This window comes from Massiliimicrobium timonense (genome assembly GCF_002160865.1).
In the GTDB taxonomy this organism is placed as follows: domain Bacteria; phylum Bacillota_I; class Bacilli_A; order Erysipelotrichales; family Coprobacillaceae; genus Allocoprobacillus.
This window is the reverse complement of the sequence record NZ_NFLJ01000038.1, coordinates 1-18,263: the sequence shown is the minus strand read 5'-3', so window position 1 is coordinate 18,263 and position 18,263 is coordinate 1. Positions and strand designations below refer to the sequence as shown.

The 18,263-nt window shown below is 30.9% G+C and carries 21 protein-coding genes; 19 read left to right on the top strand and 2 right to left on the bottom strand.

Going from position 1 to position 18,263, the window contains the following annotated elements; genetic code table 11:
- Positions 1-8: 8 nt before the first annotated feature.
- From B5E75_RS11660 to B5E75_RS11620, 9 genes are all read left to right on the top strand, one after another.
- Positions 9-602: a GNAT family N-acetyltransferase gene (locus tag B5E75_RS11660; protein WP_162607689.1), complete on the top strand. Its 594-nt coding sequence runs from the start codon at positions 9-11 to the stop codon at positions 600-602.
- Positions 603-604: 2 nt separating this feature from the next.
- Entirely contained in the window at positions 605-1,699 is a 1,095-nt protein-coding gene (locus B5E75_RS11655) for an aldo/keto reductase (RefSeq protein WP_087359425.1), read from the top strand.
- A gap of 124 nt (positions 1,700-1,823) precedes the next feature.
- A complete protein-coding gene (locus B5E75_RS11650; protein WP_087359423.1) occupies positions 1,824-2,225 on the top strand; it encodes a hypothetical protein in 402 nt (133 codons plus the stop codon).
- Positions 2,226-2,551: 326 nt separating this feature from the next.
- Positions 2,552-3,169: a DUF2238 domain-containing protein gene (locus tag B5E75_RS11645; RefSeq protein ID WP_087359421.1), complete on the top strand. Its 618-nt coding sequence runs from the start codon at positions 2,552-2,554 to the stop codon at positions 3,167-3,169.
- A 42-nt stretch (positions 3,170-3,211) separates the two neighbouring features.
- The gene (locus B5E75_RS11640; protein WP_087359419.1) at positions 3,212-3,820 is read left to right on the top strand and encodes a DUF2238 domain-containing protein; all 609 of its coding nucleotides are present in this window, start codon (positions 3,212-3,214) and stop codon (positions 3,818-3,820) included.
- A gap of 2 nt (positions 3,821-3,822) precedes the next feature.
- Positions 3,823-4,572, top strand: coding sequence for a sugar kinase (locus tag B5E75_RS11635; protein WP_087359417.1), 750 nt, complete (start codon positions 3,823-3,825; stop codon positions 4,570-4,572).
- A gap of 11 nt (positions 4,573-4,583) precedes the next feature.
- Entirely contained in the window at positions 4,584-6,002 is a 1,419-nt protein-coding gene (ascB, locus tag B5E75_RS11630) for a 6-phospho-beta-glucosidase (RefSeq protein ID WP_087359415.1), read from the top strand.
- Between the two features lie 134 nt (positions 6,003-6,136).
- The gene (locus B5E75_RS11625; RefSeq protein WP_087359413.1) at positions 6,137-6,742 is read left to right on the top strand and encodes a PTS sugar transporter subunit IIB; all 606 of its coding nucleotides are present in this window, start codon (positions 6,137-6,139) and stop codon (positions 6,740-6,742) included.
- The gene (locus tag B5E75_RS11620) at positions 6,735-7,310 is read left to right on the top strand and encodes a sugar O-acetyltransferase (RefSeq protein ID WP_087359411.1); all 576 of its coding nucleotides are present in this window, start codon (positions 6,735-6,737) and stop codon (positions 7,308-7,310) included. The genes B5E75_RS11625 and B5E75_RS11620 overlap by 8 nt, the downstream gene beginning before the upstream one ends.
- Positions 7,311-7,683: 373 nt before the next feature.
- Here B5E75_RS11620 and chbG read toward each other — a convergent pair whose 3' ends face one another.
- Entirely contained in the window at positions 7,684-8,427 is a 744-nt protein-coding gene (chbG, locus tag B5E75_RS11615) for a chitin disaccharide deacetylase (RefSeq protein ID WP_087359409.1), read from the bottom strand.
- A 130-nt stretch (positions 8,428-8,557) separates the two neighbouring features.
- On the opposite strand from chbG, the gene aroE reads away from it, so the two are divergent.
- The 4 genes from aroE to B5E75_RS11595 are packed head-to-tail and all read left to right on the top strand — an operon-like array spanning position 8,558 to position 11,142.
- Positions 8,558-9,403 carry a shikimate dehydrogenase gene (aroE, locus tag B5E75_RS11610; RefSeq protein WP_087359407.1) on the top strand — a complete coding sequence of 282 codons (846 nt, stop codon included), beginning with the start codon at positions 8,558-8,560 and terminating at the stop codon, positions 9,401-9,403.
- 5 nt (positions 9,404-9,408) lie between these two features.
- On the top strand, positions 9,409-10,002 hold the full coding sequence (locus tag B5E75_RS11605; protein ID WP_087359405.1) for an XTP/dITP diphosphatase: 594 nt from the start codon (positions 9,409-9,411) through the stop codon (positions 10,000-10,002).
- A complete protein-coding gene (locus B5E75_RS11600; protein ID WP_087359403.1) occupies positions 10,002-10,508 on the top strand; it encodes a tRNA (cytidine(34)-2'-O)-methyltransferase in 507 nt (168 codons plus the stop codon). The genes B5E75_RS11605 and B5E75_RS11600 overlap by 1 nt, the downstream gene beginning before the upstream one ends.
- Positions 10,483-11,142, top strand: a complete 660-nt coding sequence (locus B5E75_RS11595; RefSeq protein WP_087359401.1) for a TIGR01906 family membrane protein — start codon at positions 10,483-10,485, stop codon at positions 11,140-11,142. Before B5E75_RS11600 ends, B5E75_RS11595 begins: the two co-directional genes overlap by 26 nt.
- Before the next feature lie 26 nt (positions 11,143-11,168).
- Here the strand turns inward: B5E75_RS11595 and B5E75_RS11590 are convergent, their stop codons facing one another.
- Positions 11,169-11,765 (bottom strand): HAD family hydrolase, encoded by a 597-nt coding sequence (locus B5E75_RS11590; RefSeq protein WP_087359399.1) that lies wholly within the window; start codon positions 11,763-11,765, stop codon positions 11,169-11,171.
- Positions 11,766-11,844: 79 nt separating this feature from the next.
- Between B5E75_RS11590 and B5E75_RS11585 the strand changes: the two genes are divergently transcribed.
- The 6 genes from B5E75_RS11585 to B5E75_RS11560 form a co-directional block, all read left to right on the top strand.
- Positions 11,845-12,465, top strand: a complete 621-nt coding sequence (locus B5E75_RS11585) for a phosphatase PAP2 family protein (protein ID WP_087359397.1) — start codon at positions 11,845-11,847, stop codon at positions 12,463-12,465.
- A gap of 252 nt (positions 12,466-12,717) precedes the next feature.
- Positions 12,718-14,358 (top strand): peptide ABC transporter substrate-binding protein, encoded by a 1,641-nt coding sequence (locus B5E75_RS11580; RefSeq protein ID WP_087359395.1) that lies wholly within the window; start codon positions 12,718-12,720, stop codon positions 14,356-14,358.
- A 77-nt stretch (positions 14,359-14,435) separates the two neighbouring features.
- A complete protein-coding gene (locus tag B5E75_RS11575; protein WP_087359393.1) occupies positions 14,436-15,383 on the top strand; it encodes an ABC transporter permease in 948 nt (315 codons plus the stop codon).
- Complete coding sequence (locus B5E75_RS11570; protein WP_087359391.1) at positions 15,383-16,321, top strand: ABC transporter permease; 939 nt, start codon at positions 15,383-15,385, stop codon at positions 16,319-16,321. Before B5E75_RS11575 ends, B5E75_RS11570 begins: the two co-directional genes overlap by 1 nt.
- A gap of 3 nt (positions 16,322-16,324) precedes the next feature.
- On the top strand, positions 16,325-17,413 hold the full coding sequence (locus B5E75_RS11565; RefSeq protein ID WP_087359389.1) for an ABC transporter ATP-binding protein: 1,089 nt from the start codon (positions 16,325-16,327) through the stop codon (positions 17,411-17,413).
- On the top strand, positions 17,406-18,263 hold an 858-nt coding region (locus tag B5E75_RS11560), incomplete at its 3' end, for an ABC transporter ATP-binding protein (protein ID WP_143746966.1). The genes B5E75_RS11565 and B5E75_RS11560, both read left to right, overlap by 8 nt.

Below are 18,263 nucleotides of genomic sequence, written 5' to 3'. Positions count from 1 at the left end.
GTGATATGATGCAAATAAGAGAGTTTCATTGGAGTGATACACCAAGAATTATAGAAATGATTGATCATGTCTGGCATTTAGATCAAATGTTTGGAAATAAAACAAATGGGATGATTTTTTCTCAAGAATATTTCTATGATGTTTTAAACCATTCCACACAAGTTTTTGTAAGTTTTCATGAACAAGAATTAACAGGTTTTATTGCTTTAAATATTCAAGGACATGACTATCTGACTATTCCTCAACAATATCAAGATATGCTTGATCATCAACATAGTGATTTTCATAAAATAAATAGTTATCGTCAAAAAATAAAAAAATATCACCAAGATTGTTCTTCATTATTTCAACAAATTCACCAAAAATATGATGCGGAGATTGTCTTGTTTATTGTCGATGAAAAATATCAACATCAAGGAATTGGAACAAGGATGTATACATTTTCTGAAGACATATTAAAAGAACAGGGATGTCAAAATTATATGTTGTATACAGATTCAATGTGCTCATTTTCTTTCTATGATGCGCATCAAATGAAATTATTAGCATCATATCAAAAAGAAAAAGATTTTACGATATATTTATATGGAAAGGAGTTATAACTATGGAGTATAGACAGTTACCACATGGAAATGAAAAAATCAGTGTTATTGGTTTAGGAACAAGTTCTTTAGGAGAATCAAGTGAAAAAGAGATCATCGCAACCATTCAAGAAGCTATAAAAAATGGAATCAATTATATTGATTTGGCGAGTGGACATGCAAAAACTTTTGAGGCAATAGGTAAAGCTTTACAAGGACAAAGAGAAAAAGTTTATTTACAGGTTCATTTTGGAGCCAATTATGTAACAGGTGAATATGGATGGACAACCAATTTGGATGAAATCAAAAAATCTATTGAATGGCAATTAAAAATGTTACAAACGGATTATATTGATTTTGGTTTTATTCATTGTATTGATGAAGAAGCTGATATAAAAGCTATTGAAAAAGCAGGGGTTATTGATTATATCAAAGAATTAAAAAGAGAAGGCATTGTTAAACATATTGGGTTATCATCACATACACCAGATATTGTTCATCAAATCTTAGATATGCATGTTTTAGATATGGTGATGTTTAGTATTAATCCGGCTTATGATTATAAGCATGGAGAATATGCAATAGGGCAGACAGACGAAAGAATGACTTTATACCAGCGTTGTGAAAAAGAAGGTGTCGCTATTTCGGTGATGAAAGCTTTTGGTGCTGGGCAATTGCTAGATCAAGAAAAATCTCCATTTCCTCAAGCTCTTACACGTATTCAATGTATTCAGTATGCATTAGACAAACCTGCTGTTGTGACAGTTTTACCGGGAGTGAGAAATCGTGACGATTTAAAAGATATTTTACAATATATACAAGCCACTGATGAAGAAAAAGATTATACAATGATTTCAACATTTGAGGCAGTAGAGCATCAAGGAAAATGTGTTTATTGTAAACATTGTCATCCTTGCCCAATGGGATTGGATATTGCATTGATTAATAAATATTATGACTTGTGTTTACTAGGTGATGAATTAGCTAAAGATCATTATCATCATTTGAATAAAAAAGCAAGTGACTGTGTTCAATGTGGACATTGTAATCATCGTTGTCCATTTCATGTTGACCAGATGCAAAGAATGAAGGAAATAGCAGATTATTTTCATGAATAACAATATAATTTCACTTTTTATAAGAATTTTTGATGATATAATAAAAGTAGAAAGAGTTTATCAATGAAAGGAATAATTATAATGGTTTGGATATAGGCAGTGATAGAAGATAAGGAGAACTATTATGAATCATAAAATAATCTATCTGCTTATAACAAAGTGCCTTTTGGGTATTCTTTGTATTCTAGCCGCTGTTGTAATTCTTATTCCAAATTATGTTCCTACTCAAGAAACATCTGAGATTTTTGCACCAATCATTATATTTGGTACTGCTGGAGCAATAGGACTTATTTTGTATTCGGATCGTTTAAAAAAGCGTTTTGATTGGAACAACGATGAAATACAGAAGATGAGAAATGTTGATGCTTCCTTGTGCAATAAGATAATATTACTTGGATTTTTGACCTTATTGCTTCCTGATAATGGAGTGGTTAAGATTGCTCATATACAGGGAATTGCATTGATTATTATAGGATTAATATTTATCATACAATTTATAGGGTATTGTAGCCAATTAAAAAAATAATGTTGTTTTTAAAGATGTGTCAATAATAGAATGTGCGTAATTTATACAATAAAAGATGGGTTTCCATCTTTTATTGTATTTTTAGAATAAATACGCATATGATGTTTATATTCAAATGATACACACACTTAAAATAATGGTTTTACAGTTATTGAAAATTTGTATACTTTAAAGTAGTATACTTGTAAGTATACAAATGAAAAAATATGATTTATGATCCATGTTTATAATAAATATATAGAGGTGGCATTTATCCACTTTTCTGTATGCATAAAAAAACCTTAGCTGTCTATATTTTAATAAGTATAGAAATGGAGTCTTGAATAATGAAAAATTATAAATATTTATATGGTGTGTGTATCATTATATATGTTGTGACTTTGATGTATGCTGTTATAAAAGGATCAAGATTACAGATGTGCATCATAGCTGGTATATTACCTTGTTTACTTCCTGTTTTAAAGTATAAATTTCATTGTAAGATAACCTATGAGGTTAAAATAATATATCTCGTTTTTATTTATTTTTCTTCATTGATAGGAAGTTGTTTAGATGGTTATGCGTTAGCTTATTATGATAAAATCGTTCATTTCTTTAGTGGTATCATTATAACGATGTTAGCTTGTCTGATTTATAGCTTTATCAAAAAAAACATCAAGATTCAACAACCTTCAGATCAAAAGATTTACTATATTTTTATCATGACATTTAATATGTCTATCGCATTATTATGGGAGTTTTATGAATATGCTATGCTGATTTTCTTTCAAAATGATTGTATTCATCATTATACTACAGGTATTCATGATTCAATGATTGATATGATATGTGCTTGTCTAGGAAGTTTAATTATATTGTATCAAGTTGTACAGTATCATCGAAAAAATAAAAAATATTATTCGATAAAAGTTATGCATCAATTCTATAATCAAAATATTTTATGATACATCAAATAGTGGTACAATAAAGAAAAGAAGGTGGCATAGATGAAAAAACTCAAAGGAACATGGATAACATGTGTGATTATTTATATAATGACACTTATATATGCTTTTTATGTGAATTGGCAAGGAAAGTATTTTGGGATGACTTTTGTGGCATGTGTGACACCGTTTATTGTGCCTGTTTTTATGAAGCTTATAAAAGTGAGAGTTCCTTTGGAATTCCATATTGTGAATATTATTTTTGTCTATTTTGCAAGTCTATGGGGAAGTTGTTTAGGTGGTTATCAGCTTCCTTATTATGATAAGTTTACACATTTTGCTAGTGGTGTTGTGATATGTGAAATGATCTTTCTGCTTTATAAACATTATTTAAGACATGATCATAGAAAATCATTGATGTTTATTTTTTTGAATGCGGTGAATGCAAGTGTTGCATTGCTTTGGGAATTTTATGAATATGTTTTACTTGTTTTCTTTCAATATGATGCAATTAAACATTTTTCAACAGGTGTTCATGATACGATCACGGATATGCTAGTGGCAGTGATTGGAGGTCTTATTTTATCTATATATCTGATACATTATGATCAAAGTGAAAAAAATCATTTCTTTGTTTCACTGGAAAGAAAAATTTATAAGATGAATCATTAACCATAGGAAGTTATTTTTTAGAAAATGGCAGTGGGAACCGTGCCAGTCAAGTGATTTATGATCGCTGTTATAGTGCGATGACATCTTTAACGTCAGGTGACATTGATTTGAAACAATTATTTCAAAATGTTGATGTTTTTGTTGTTTCTGGGATTACGGTTGCTTTAAATCAGACAATTCAAGATATTGTGGTAGAAATGGTCAAATATTGCCGAGGAAATCATATTCTTGTTGTTTATGATAGTAATTATCGTGCTAAACTTTGGAGCATAGAAGCAGCTGGGCAAGCATTAAAACGTATACTACCTTATGTTGATATTTTATCAGCAGGTTATCTGGATGCCCAAAATTTATTAGGTATTTTAAGTCAAGCAGATACATTTGAACAGCGATTAGAAGATGTTTATGGACAAATGAAAGCATTGTATCCCCAATTACAATATATTGTATCTACAAAACGTGATATTTTATCAACGAGTGTTAATGAATTAACAGGTTATTTGTATCATGGAACATTACATATATCTAAGACTTATCATATTGATGATATTGTTGATCGTGTTGGTGGAGGAGATGCGTTTATTTCAGGTGTTTTATATGGTTTATTGCAACATAAAGATTTGATGTATAGTCTGGAATTTGGATGTTGTGCATCGGTTTTAAAGCATACAATATATGGTGATGTGAATCGCTTTACAATATCTGAAATTGAAGATTTTATGTCTTGTGGAACTTCAAAGATTAATAGATAGGAGGATGAAGAATGAGTTTTCCAAAAGATTTTTTATGGGGTGGTGCGATTGCTGCGAATCAGGCAGAAGGTGCTTATCTTGAAGATGGTAAAGGTTTAACAACAGTAGATATGATTCCTCATGGTGAAAAAAGAATGTATGTGAAATTAGGAGATATGTATCCTGTTGAATTTATAGAGGGAGAAAATTATCCGAGTCATGAGGCTATTGATTTTTATCATCATTATAAAGAAGATATTGCTATGTTTGCCAAGATGGGATTTAAATGTTTTAGAACATCAATTTCATGGGCAAGAATCTATCCTGATGGTGAAGGGAAAGTTAATGAAGCGGGAATCGCTTTTTATAAAAGTATGTTTGAAGAATGTCGTAAATATGGCATTGAACCTTTGGTCACACTTTGTCATTTTGATGTGCCAATGGCATTAGTCAATAAATATGGATCTTTTAGAAGTCGTCATATGATTGATTGCTTTACACAATATGCACGTACATGTTTTGAAGCGTTTGATGGTTTAGTTAAATACTGGTTGACATTTAATGAAATCAATATTTTATTACATTCTCCTTTCTCTGGAGCAGGGATTGCATTTCAACCGGGAGAAAATCGTGAACAGGTGAAATATCAGGCAGCTCATCATGAACTTGTAGCGAGTGCTTTAGCGACAAAGATTGCTCATGAAGTGAATCCAGAAAATAAAGTGGGATGTATGTTAGCAGGAGGACAATTCTATCCATATAGCTGTAATCCGGAAGATGTCTGGTTGGCTATGAACAAGGATCGAGAAAATCTTATGTTTATTGATGTTCAGGCAAGAGGCTATTATCCAAGTTATTCAAAACGTGTCTTTAAAGAAAAAGGGATTGTTTTGGATATTCAAGAAGGAGATTTAGATATTTTAAAACAATATCCTGTGGATTTTGTATCATTTAGTTATTATCAATCAAGATGTGCCAGCAGTGATTCTTCATTAACAGCAACTGATGGAAATGTTGTGAAATCTGTTAAAAATCCTTATTTAAAAACAAGTGACTGGGGATGGCAAATTGATCCTTTAGGTTTACGTATTACTTTAAATGCGTTATACGATCGTTATCAAAAACCATTATTTATTGTAGAAAATGGTTTAGGTGCTAAAGATGTCATTGAAGAAGATGGAACAATTCAAGATGATTATCGTATTGATTATTTAAGAGAACATATTAAAGCTATGAGTGATGTGATTGATGATGGTGTTGATTTAATAGGTTACACAACTTGGGGATGTATTGATCTTGTTTCAGCAAGTACAGGTGAAATGAGTAAACGTTATGGATTTATTTATGTAGATAAAGATGATGAAGGTCATGGGACATTAAAACGTATGAAAAAGAAATCTTTTGATTGGTATAAGAAAGTCATTGCGACAAATGGAGAAGATTTAGATTAAGTTATATGGAACGAGTCAACAGAAATGTTGGCTTTTTTATTTTCGTATGAAAAAGTGGTGTCTATTTTGATATATATTAAGCAGTTGGTTTTTATCATGAATTTGTGTATAATAAAATAGTGAGGTGAGGGGATATGGAAACTTTTTATAAACAGGAAGACTTAGAAGTTTTTAGAAAGTGGGTTTATTATCAAGTTGTTTCTGATCCTCGTTTGACTTTAGAAAAATATGATTCAAGAACATATAAAATATATTATAAAAAAAGAATTGCTAGATTTGTTATTTGGCCGATTGGTATTGTAGAAGAAGCTATTATTGAAGGAGAAGAACTACTTTTTTATTTACATTATCAGTTTTATAATTTCCATTATGCAACTAATCTCTTTCATCGTATGATGGATAAACTCATGGAAGATGATCAACAGAGTTATCATATTTTATTATGTTGTAGTGGTGGAATGACAACAGGGTATTTTGCTCAAAAACTGAATAAGTATTGTCAATTGAATCATTTACCATATCACATTGATGCAACAGCCATTTATGAATTAGAAAATGTATATCAAAAATATGATTTCATTTTTATTGCACCACAATTAAGATATAAGCAACATGAATTGTCCATGAAATTAAAACCTGTTCCTGTTTATAATGTGGCGCCGAGTTTATTTGCGACTTATGACTGTCAGGCAATGATTGAAGAAATTGAAAAGAATATAGAGGATGGAAAGAATGAGTGAAAAAGAAAAAATGATGGCTGGTCATTTATACCAGCCTTATGATCAGGAATTATATCATGAAAGAGAAATTTGTAAACGAATGCTTTATGAATATAATCGTTATACACCTGTGCAAAAAGAAGAAAAGGATATTCTTTTAAAGAAACTGATGAATTGTAAGGGTGAGTTATGTATTGAACCACCTTTTTATTGTCAATATGGTTATCATATTACAGTGGGACTTAATTTTTATAGTGATGTGAATTTAACAATTTTAGATCAGGGACTTGTAGAAATTGGTGATCATGTTGTTTTTGGACCACATGTACAAATCTATACTGCATCATATCCATTTCATGAAGGACAAAGAATGCAGGGATTGGAATATACACGTCCTGTAAAAATTTATGATCATGTCTGGATTGGTGGGAATGTCACTATTTTACCGGGTGTTAAAATTAATCAGGGGGCTATTATTGGAGCGGGTAGTGTTGTCACCCATGATATTCCTCCCTATGTTATAGCAACAGGTAATCCTTGTCGTGTTCTGCGTTCTATTACGAAAGAAGATTTACATAGACAATGGTAGATTACATAATTTGAAATATCTTTTTACCCATTTTTAACATTTCTTAAAAAAGGATTTGTTAAAATAGCAGGGGAAGGTGAAAGAATGGATTATCTAGGATTGATGGTTCCGGGATTGTTTTTAGCAGTATTAGGTGTATTAAATCAAATGGAAAAGAAATAAAAGTTTATATAAAGAAAAAAAGATTACAAGTTTAACCTGTAATCTTTTTTCTTGTTATTATTTTTTGAAAGGATTGTACTTATTATAAACGACTAACATCCATCTCTCCAAATAACTTCCACCTTGTTCTTCCTCACCATATCCGTATCTCTACGGACAAAAATATTATAACATTGTCTTTGTCGATAAAGCAAGAGTTTTTGTCAAAATATTAATGTTTATTGTGTAAATGTGAGAAGTTGATTAATTCAATATGGTTTTGTTGAATAAAATCTTTGAGTTCATTTGATGTCAAAAGTTCCAGTTCTTTCATACGAGGTAAGTTGTAACTTGACATATCATAGAGTCTTTGATCAAGATAAGCAGGATGACACATAAACTCTAAAGAACCAGAATGTGACTGTAAAACTTTTGTGACATATTGATAGTTAACATCTTCATTATACATCTTATCGTAAACAGGAATATAAGGATATGTATCTATAATCTGTTCACGTTGACGAATTGGAAGATCATATTCTTTGGCTAATCTTTTTGTGACTTCAATATGCCAAGGTAAGAGATGCACATGATGATGTGAGTCAATATGTGTTGGTTTATGACCTGCCATTTCAATAAATTTTTCAATCTGTGCTTTCCACTCACGATATAATTCTTCACTATCGCCATGAGGTTTTCCATCAGGGTAATCTTTTGGTCTTATAAAGTTTCCATTGACATCAGTGTAAGAATGAGCGCCATCAATAAGAGGGCGACCTACAGTTAAGACTAGATGAACGCCAACACCTAAATGCGGATAGTTCTGTGCCTGTTTTAAGGCAAAATGAGCATAAGGCATATTCATCATACAAGTTGTTGAAGTCACAATGCCTTGACTATGAGCAACCAATATTCCTATCGTATTGGCTTGTGTCATACCAAAGTCATCAGCATTAACGATTAATTGTTTTATCATAAAATGTACCTCCTGTATTATTATACTTGAAATCAAAATATCATGTCCCTTTTTTTCATATTCTTAAAATAAATCTTTGAGTATATAAGCAAGTTGCTATATAATAGAAAAGAAATCGAGGTGAACTCTCATGAATACAATTACAGGTTATACAGGATTATATGGAATTGTTGCTAATCCTATTAAACATTCTTTTTCACCGATGATGCACAATACGGCTTTTCAATATTTAGGTATTGATGATGTCTATTTAGCTTTTGAAGTCAAAAAAGAAGACTTTTCACAATTTATCACAAGTGCCAGGATATTACCTATCAAAGGTTTTAATGTATCCATGCCTTATAAAGTTGATATTTTACCTTATTTAGATGAATTAACACCTGAAGCTAAGTTATGTCATGCGGTAAATACAGTCAAAAATATCAATGGGAAGTTGATTGGTCATATCAGTGATGGTATTGGTTTTGTAAAGGCTTGTCAAGAAAAAGGATGGCATCTTTTACAACAAAAAGTTGTGATTCTAGGCGCAGGAGGAGCTTGTCGAGCGATTGTAGTGGCTTTGGCACAATATGTCAGTGAAATTATTATTTATAATCGTAGTCAAAAAGAGTGGGTTCAGGAACTGAATCAACAATTGACGTGTCCAATCACTTTGAAATCTTTAAGTGATTTAGAAAGTTTAAAAAAAGATTTACAGGAAAGTTATTTATTGATTCAAACGACGAATGTTGGTATGGCACCTGATGAGGATGAATGTTTAATAAAAGATGATACTTATTTACCTGAACATTTAAAAGTGGCTGATATTATCTATCATCCACAACAAACAAAATTATTAAAAATGGCTCAAAAACGAGGTCTTGATTTTATGAATGGAGAAGGAATGATTCTTTATCAAGGGGCTGAGTCTTTTAAATTTTGGACAAATCAAGAAATGCCTATAGAACAAGTGAAAAAAAGTTTAAAAATGGAGTGATGAAAATGAAAGAAATTATTGTAGCTTCTACAAATGAAGGAAAAATAAAAGAAATAGAAGCAATGCTCAATGAAATTGGTATTGAAGTCAAGTCATTAAAAGATGTTTTTCATGAAGATATTGAAATTGAAGAAAATGGAAAAACATTTCAAGAAAATGCTTTGATTAAAGCACAGACAATTTGTGATCGTATCCATAAGCCTGTCTTAGCTGATGATTCAGGATTAGAAGTGGATGCCTTAAATGGGGCACCGGGTATTTATTCAGCACGTTTTATGGGACATGATACAAGTTATGATGTGAAAAATCAATATATTATTGATGCAGTCAAAGGTAAAGAAAGAGGAGCACGATTTGTCTGTGCAATGGCTTTATGTATTCCTGATAGAGAACCTATTCTTATTGAAGAATATTTCAATGGAGAAATCTATGACCATATCGCTGGTGAAAACGGTTTTGGCTATGATCCCATTTTTTATGTACCAGAATTACATAAAACATCAGCTGAGTTATCCATGGAAGAAAAGAATCAATATTCACATCGTGCCAAAGCATTAAAAAAATTATATGATATTTTAAAGAATGAGGGGAATGCATAATGAATCATATTGTCTTAGTTCATCCGGCTATTCCACAAAATACAGGGAATATTATGCGTACCTGTGTAGCGACACATTCTAAGCTTCATTTGATTAAACCCTTAGGTTTTTCTTTAGATGATAAGCATATGAAAAGAGCTGGATTAGATTATATTAAAGATTTAGAAATGGAAATTTATGAAAACTGGGAAGATTTTGTCAGCAAGAATCAAGGAGATTATCATTTCTTTACACGTTATTCAAAACTTTGTTATAGTGATCAAAGTTATGTTTCTGATAATGATCAATATATTATCTTTGGACATGAACATGATGGTATTCCCCATGATATTTTAAAGAAGTATCTTGATCAATGTGTACGTATACCAATGGATTCAGGTGCCAGAAGTTTAAATTTATCAAATTGTGTTGCGATTGGTATTTATGAAGTTTTACGTCAACAAAATTATCCGGGTTTATCAAAAGTCGAGGTACAAAAAGGTGCAGATTTTATCTATAAAGAATAGAAAAAGTGATATTTTTTTAGCTTTATTATTGACAGTTTTTATTATCAGTCTTGCGGTGGTTATAACGGTTTTTTTTAAGCCTTTGTATTATTTTGATATTGATTATTTGCATATCAGTGAAACAACGGGTTTATCTGTTGATGTCATTCGTCATAATTATGATGTTTTGATTCAATATCAGAGTCTTTTTTATCAAGGTACTTTAAATCTTCCAGACTTTGTGATGTCTAATAGTGGACGTATTCATTTTGAAGAAGTCAAAAGAATTTTTGAAATCATTCAAATCACATGTTTTGTGAGTGGTTTATGGTCTTTGATTATGGTTTATCGTCGTTTGAAACAAAAAGAATATCGTTTTTTAAGATTAACATCTTTATTCGCGATAGGTATTCCAACAGTCATTGGTTTTTTAGCAGCTATTGATTTTAATAAAGCTTTTGTGATTTTCCATCAAATTGTCTTTAGAAATGATTATTGGATTTTTAATGAAGCCACTGATCCTGTTATTACTATTTTACCAGAAGCCTTCTTTATGCATTGTTTTATGATGATTGTTGGTATTGTTATGGCTATAAGTGCAGGATTGTATGCTTATTATTGTATACAAAAGAAAAGAATTTTACAGAATACATAAAAACCTGTGGTTTTTATATCACAGGTTTATAAAATATGACGTTTTTCTAATTCAGTTCTTAAATCAGCCTGATAAGGAAGATAAAGACCATGAATATGCAATTCTTCAGCCATTTTTATATTGGAAAGCATATCATCAATGAAAAGTGATTCTTCAGCTTGTAAATGATATCTTTGTAAAAGCAGCTGATAAATCTTTTGGTCAGGTTTAACAAGTTGTTCGTTGGCAGAAATGATGCCTCCTTCAAATAATTGAAAGAAGTCGTATCTTTGAAACATTGTTTGAATGGCTTCTTTATGAAAGTTAGATAAAAGATATAAATGATAACCTTTTTCTTTTAATTCTTTTACAATTTCTACATTTTTTTCTAAAGGTGTCATCATATGAGTCCAATTTTCCATCACAAAGATAATTTCATCATGATAATGAGGATGTTTTAAAGTTAATGATTCAATAGCATCTTGAATCATCATTGTACCCATATCTAATTCTATCCATTCATCACTAGAAAAGATAATCATCATCAAATCCCCCATTACAGAGGCATTGAAATGTTTTTGTAAATACTTTTCGGGTTGAAAATCTAAGAGGACATTGCCTATATCAAAAATAATATTTTTCATAAATTATTCTCCGTTCATATCAAATTCACATAATTAAACCATCATGTTCTTATATATTCTAGCATAGGAGGTTGCATAGATGAAAGCATTTTTAGAAAAATATCAAAGCTTAAAATATCTGATATATTTTTTTATTGCTTATATGATTGGCTTTATGATTTTAGAAAATCAAGATTTTTCACATATGATTATTACAGATACATGGATAGATCAATATATTCCCTTTAATGAATATTTTGTTATTCCATATGTTTTATGGTTTGTATTTATGGTATTAGGTTTTGCTTATTTTGTCTTTATTGATCAATCTGGAGTCAAAAGAACCTACTTTTATTTGTTTCTAGGAATGAGTTCGTCTTTGCTTATTTATGCATTGATACCAACTGGACAAAATTTAAGAGTTCAGCTTTATAATGATAATATCTTTCAGTGTTTGGTGAGTTTTATTTATTCTGTTGATTCATCTACAAATGTCTGTCCAAGTATTCATGTTTATAATAGTGTCATGATGTGTGTATCTTTATTAAAAAGTCGCAAAATTAAACAACATACATGGTTATGTTTTTTGATTATTGTTTTAGCAATACTGATTTGTATGTCTACGGTTATGATTAAGCAACATGCCTTTATGGATATTGTATGGGCATTAGTTTTAGCAATTGTGATTTATAGTATAGGGAAATGGAAATTTGATTATTAAGCAATCTATTATTATGGATTGCTTTTTTTGTTGGTTATCGTATTATGAAAATAAATATAATGTATATATTATGTTTGTGAATTCTATAATAATTGTATACATTTAAATATAGATTTTAAAGTATTTTGTGTAAAAAACAAAAAAATATTACTTATTTGTTTTTTAGACAAAAAAGTTATTGACATTTTTATGTATAGAGTATATACTACCTTCATACAGGAAAACCTGTAATTCTAAAAAGGGGGAGAGAAAATGAAGAAGTTAAAAGCTTTAATTGTGATGTGTCTAGCAGCTGCAATGCTTGTTGGTTGCGGTAGTGGAACTGCTGCCACGGATACTTACGTTTTTTCAAGTGAACTAGATATTAAAAATCTAGATTCTTCAGATGCAGATGATGGTATGTCGTTCAATGCCATGCATGCTTGTATTGATGGTTTGATGGGGTTGGATGAAGATGGAAATATTACTGGTGCTATTGCAGAAAGTTATGATGTGAGCGATGATCAGAAAACTTATACTTTCCATTTAAGAGAAAATGCTAACTGGGCAAATGGGGATCCGGTTACAGCAGATGATTTCATTTATGCTTGGCAAAGAATTTTAAAAAATAATGGAAACTATGCTTATATGTTAGGTAGTGATGCAGCCTCTATCAAAGGTGTAGATGAAATTTTAGCAAAAATGGATAGTCAACAGGAATTAACTGATGCTGATTTTGAAAATATGGGTGTATCTCATCCTGATGGAGATAATAAAACACTTGTTGTTGAATTAACAAAACCTGTTTCATATTTTGATGAATTAATGACTTTCCCATGTTATTATCCAATTAATCAAAAATTCTGTGAAGAAAAAGGTGACCAATATGCAAAAAGTGCAACTAACGTTTTATCTAATGGTGCCTTTATCATGACAGATTGGCAACCTAATAAACAGGCAACTTTTGAAAAAAATGAAGATTACTGGAATGCTGATGCAGTGAAAATTCAAAATTTGGTTATGAATTTAGTTCAGGATCCACAAACTGCTGCAACAAGTTTTGGTAGCGGTGAAACTGATTTTGCACCAATCAATTCTGAATTGGTTGATAAATATAAGAATGATGATTCTTATGTTTCATTTAATGAAGGTTATTTATTCTATCTTGAAATTAATGAAAAGAATACTGATTTAGCTAATAATAAAATTAGACAAGCTATTTCAATGGCTATAGATAGAGATGATTTGGCAAACAATATTTTAAAAGATGGTTCTAAAGCAGCAGCAGGATTTGTACCTAGAGAGTTATCAGTAAGTCCTTCTGGAAGTGATTTTAGAGATGATGCAGGTAATTACGATGTGACAACATATGATTTAGAAAAAGCACAACAATTATTTGCTGAAGGATTAAAAGAAATTGGTAAAGATTCAATTACTGTAAGATTGACTTATGGTACTGATGAATCACCAATGGATCAAATGGCTGAGTATTTACAAAACGCTCTTACAAAATTGGATGGATTCAACGTTGAAATGGTTGCAACAACAAAACAAGATAGAATCTATAACAAAATGAAAAATGGAGATTTTGATATTGCATGTACTCGTTGGGGACCAGATTATGGTGATCCTACAACATATTTAAACTTATTGTTAGATGGAAATGCTAATAACTATGGTAAATATTATAGTAAAGAATATGAAGAAATTATGGCAAAAGTATCAACTGAATCTGATACTACTAAACGTTGGCAATATATGATTGATGCTGAAAAGATTATTATGAAAGATTTACCAAATATTCCAGTCTTTGAAAAAGGAACTTCAGCATTAGAAAATCAAAAAGTTTCTGGTTTAGTTCATAGACCAGTTGGTGTACCTTATACATTCACATATGTAGAAAAGGCAGAATAAAACAATTAAAGTCATGAAAGCTGATAAACACAATATGGTTTTCTATATTGTGTTTATCTTTTAAAAGGAGGGATTTGATGAGTAAATCAACATTAAAATATATTGGCAAGAGATTGCTCATATCAGTAGTCACGCTATTTGTCATACTTGTTGTCTTATTTTTAATTGTTAAATTATTGCCTGGGTCACCGATTAATAATGAAAGATTGTCTGAAGCACAAAGGGCAGCTATTGAAGCAAGGTATGGGTTGGATCAACCTATATTAACGCAATTTGTGAATTATGTAAAAAATATGCTGACAGGGGATTTTGGTGTTTCTTACAATATGTATAAAGATATGCCTGTATCTTCACTTGTGGGTTCAGCGGCAAAAATTTCGTTCTTGTATGGATTAAGTGCTGTTGTGATTGGGGGAATATTAGGAACATTATTAGGTGTATTTGCGGCCCTTCATAAAAATACAATTTGGGATACTTTGGCTACAGTTATTTCAGTTATTGGTGTATCTGTTCCATCATTTGTATTTGCAATGATGATATTAATACTATTTGCATCAAAATTGCATATTTTTCCAACGCAATATAGTTCTATGAATCCAATTGGGTCATCTATTATGCCAGTTATGGCATTATCTGTGGGAGTCATTGCAAATGTTGCACGTTTTACAAGAACAGAAATGGTTTCTGTTATAAATAGTGAATATATGACTCTTGCTGAGGCAAAGGGTTTAGATAGTAAAACACTTATTTTTAAGCATGCATTAAGAAATGCTTTGATACCGGTTGTCACTATTTTAGGACCTATTTTAGTTAATTTAATGACCGGAACAATGGTTGTAGAAAAAATATGCGGAGTTCCTGGTTTAGGAAAATTATTGATCAATAGTATTTTGTCTAATGATGTTAATATTATTCTCGCTTGTTCATTTTTATATGCAGCCATGTATATTGTGATGATGTTGATTATTGATGTTTCATATGGAATCATTGATCCAAGAATTCGTTTAGGGAAGGAGGATTCATGATGGATACAAAATTAAAAGATATTGAATTTCTACCTGATGACTTTGAGTTTGTTGGGGATAAACAGGATATTTCTATGGATGTTGTAGCTCCTGCAAAACCTGCATGGCAAGAAGCTATTGAAATTTTTGCACAAAATAAAGGGGCTGTTATAGGACTAATTATGATTATTATAATTGTGTTATTGGCAATTTTTGCACCAATGTTATCATCATGGAAATTTGATGATTTAAATACTTCTTTACAAAGTATTTCTCCCAATTTAGAACATTGGTTTGGAACGGATACTTTAGGAAGAGATTTATGGGTACGTCTATGGACAGGGGCACGTATTTCATTGTTCATTGCGGTATGCGCAGTTTTTATTGATGTTATTGTAGGAACGACATATGGATTGATTTCTGGATATTTTGGTGGCATGGTTGATTCTGTTATGCAAAGAATTCAAGAAATTATTAACTCTATTCCAACATTAGTTGTTTTAACATTATTACTTATGGTTATGAAATCAAGTTTAACGACAATTGTCTTTGCTTTGTCATTAACAGAATGGATTGGTATGAGTCGTATTGTCAGAGCTCAGGTATTAAAAGTGAAAGAGGAAGAATTTGTTTTGGCTTCACGTACTTTAGGAGCAAAAAGTTTCTTTATTATCTTTAAAGAAATATTACCTAATATTTATAGTCAGATGATTATTATGATTATGATGTCTATTCCCAATGCTATTTTCTATGAAGCTTATTTATCATTTGTTGGTTTAGGTTTACCTGCACCGAATGCATCACTAGGAACATTAATTAACGATGGATTTGAAAGCTTTCTTGTTTATCCATATATGATGTTAATACCTGCAGTTGTGTTATCTGTATTAATGTTAAGTTTCAATTTGTTTGGTGATGGATTAAGAGATGCTTTAGATCCAACGATGAAGGAGATGTAGTCTATGGAAAGAGAAAGAATATTGAAAATTAGAGACTTGACTATATCTTTTAAAACGGGAAATGGTAAAGTCAATGCGATTAGAGGGGTAAATTTTGATTTATATAAAGGTGAAACTGTTGCTATTGTTGGTGAATCTGGTTCGGGGAAATCTGTTACAACAAAAGCAATTATGGGGATTTTAGCTAATAATGGAAGCATTGATTCAGGATCTATTGAATATACTTGGCATGATGAAAATACTGGGGAAGCCATTACAAAAGATATTGTACAGTTAAGTAAAAAAGAAATGCAAAAAGAAATTCGTGGTCGTAAGATAGCAATGGTTTTCCAAGATCCAATGACTTCTTTGAATCCAACAATGACGATTGGAAAACAAATCATGGAACCAATGATGTTTCATTATGGAAAATCAAAAGAAGAGGCTTATCAAAAATCGGTAGAACTCCTTAAAGAAGTTGGAATTGCAGATGCTGAAAAAAGAATGAAAAACTATCCCCATCAATTATCTGGTGGGATGCGTCAAAGAATTGTCATTGCTATAGCGTTGTCATGTGATCCTTATGTATTGATTTGCGATGAACCAACAACAGCATTGGATGTGACGATTCAAGCTAAAATCTTGGAGTTGATTCAAGAAATTCAAAAGAAAAAAGATTTATCTGTTATTTATATTACCCATGATTTGGGTGTAGTTGCAAAAGTTGCTGACTTTGTGAATGTTATGTATGCAGGTAAAATTGTAGAAACAGGAACAATCAATGAAATTTTCTATGATCCTAAACATCCTTATACTTGGGGTTTATTATCATCTATGCCAGATTTAGATACAAATGATGATGAATTATATACTATACCAGGTACTCCACCTAATTTAACACAGGAAATTAAAGGAGATGCTTTTGCCCCAAGAAATCAATATGCTTTAAATATTGATTTAAGAATAGATCCTCCTATGTTTGACGTACCAGGTTCAAATACACATAAAGTAGCAAGTTGGTTAATGCATGAAAAAGCACCTAAAGTAGAAATGCCAGAATCTTTAAAGAAACGTATCGAGAAAATGAAAAAGGAGGGGTTAATAAATGATTAATCAAGAACCAATCCTTGTTGTAAAAGATTTAAAACAACATTTTAAAATCAATCGTAATTTTACCGTAAAAGCAGTTGATGGAATTTCTTTTGAAATTAATCCGGGAGAAACTTATGGACTTGTTGGAGAATCAGGTTCTGGAAAATCAACAACAGGGAGAAGTATTATCCGTTTATATAAACCAACTTCTGGAAGTATTGTTTTTAATGGAAAAGATATTTCAGGAAAAATGGATAAAGAAACATTATCTGATTTAAGAACAAATATGCAAATGATATTTCAAGATCCTATGGCATGTTTAAATCCACGTAGAAAAGTTTTAGATATAATAGCTGAAGGATTAGATATTCATCACGCATACCAGACAACGGAAGAAAGAAACGAAAAAGTTTATCAGATTTTAGAACTTGTTGGTTTGTCAAGAGAACATGCATCTCGATATCCTCATCAATTTTCTGGTGGACAAAGACAGCGTATTGGAATTGCTAGAGCATTAATTATGAATCCAAGTTTGATTATTGCTGATGAAGCAATTTCAGCTTTAGATGTATCTATTCAAGCACAAGTTGTTAATTTGATGAAGAAGATACAAAAACAGACAAACATTGCTTATTTGTTTATTGCACATGATTTGTCTATGGTTAAGTATATTAGCAATCGAATTGGTGTTCTTCATTTGGGGCATCTTGTGGAAACAGGAACCTCTGAAGAAATCTTTAATCATCCATTGCATCCGTATACAAAATCACTGTTATCAGCAATCCCTCATCCAAATCCAGACGTTGAAAAAAATAGAGTTTCATTGACATATAATTATGAAGAAAGTGGACTTAACTATGAAGCTGGTAAA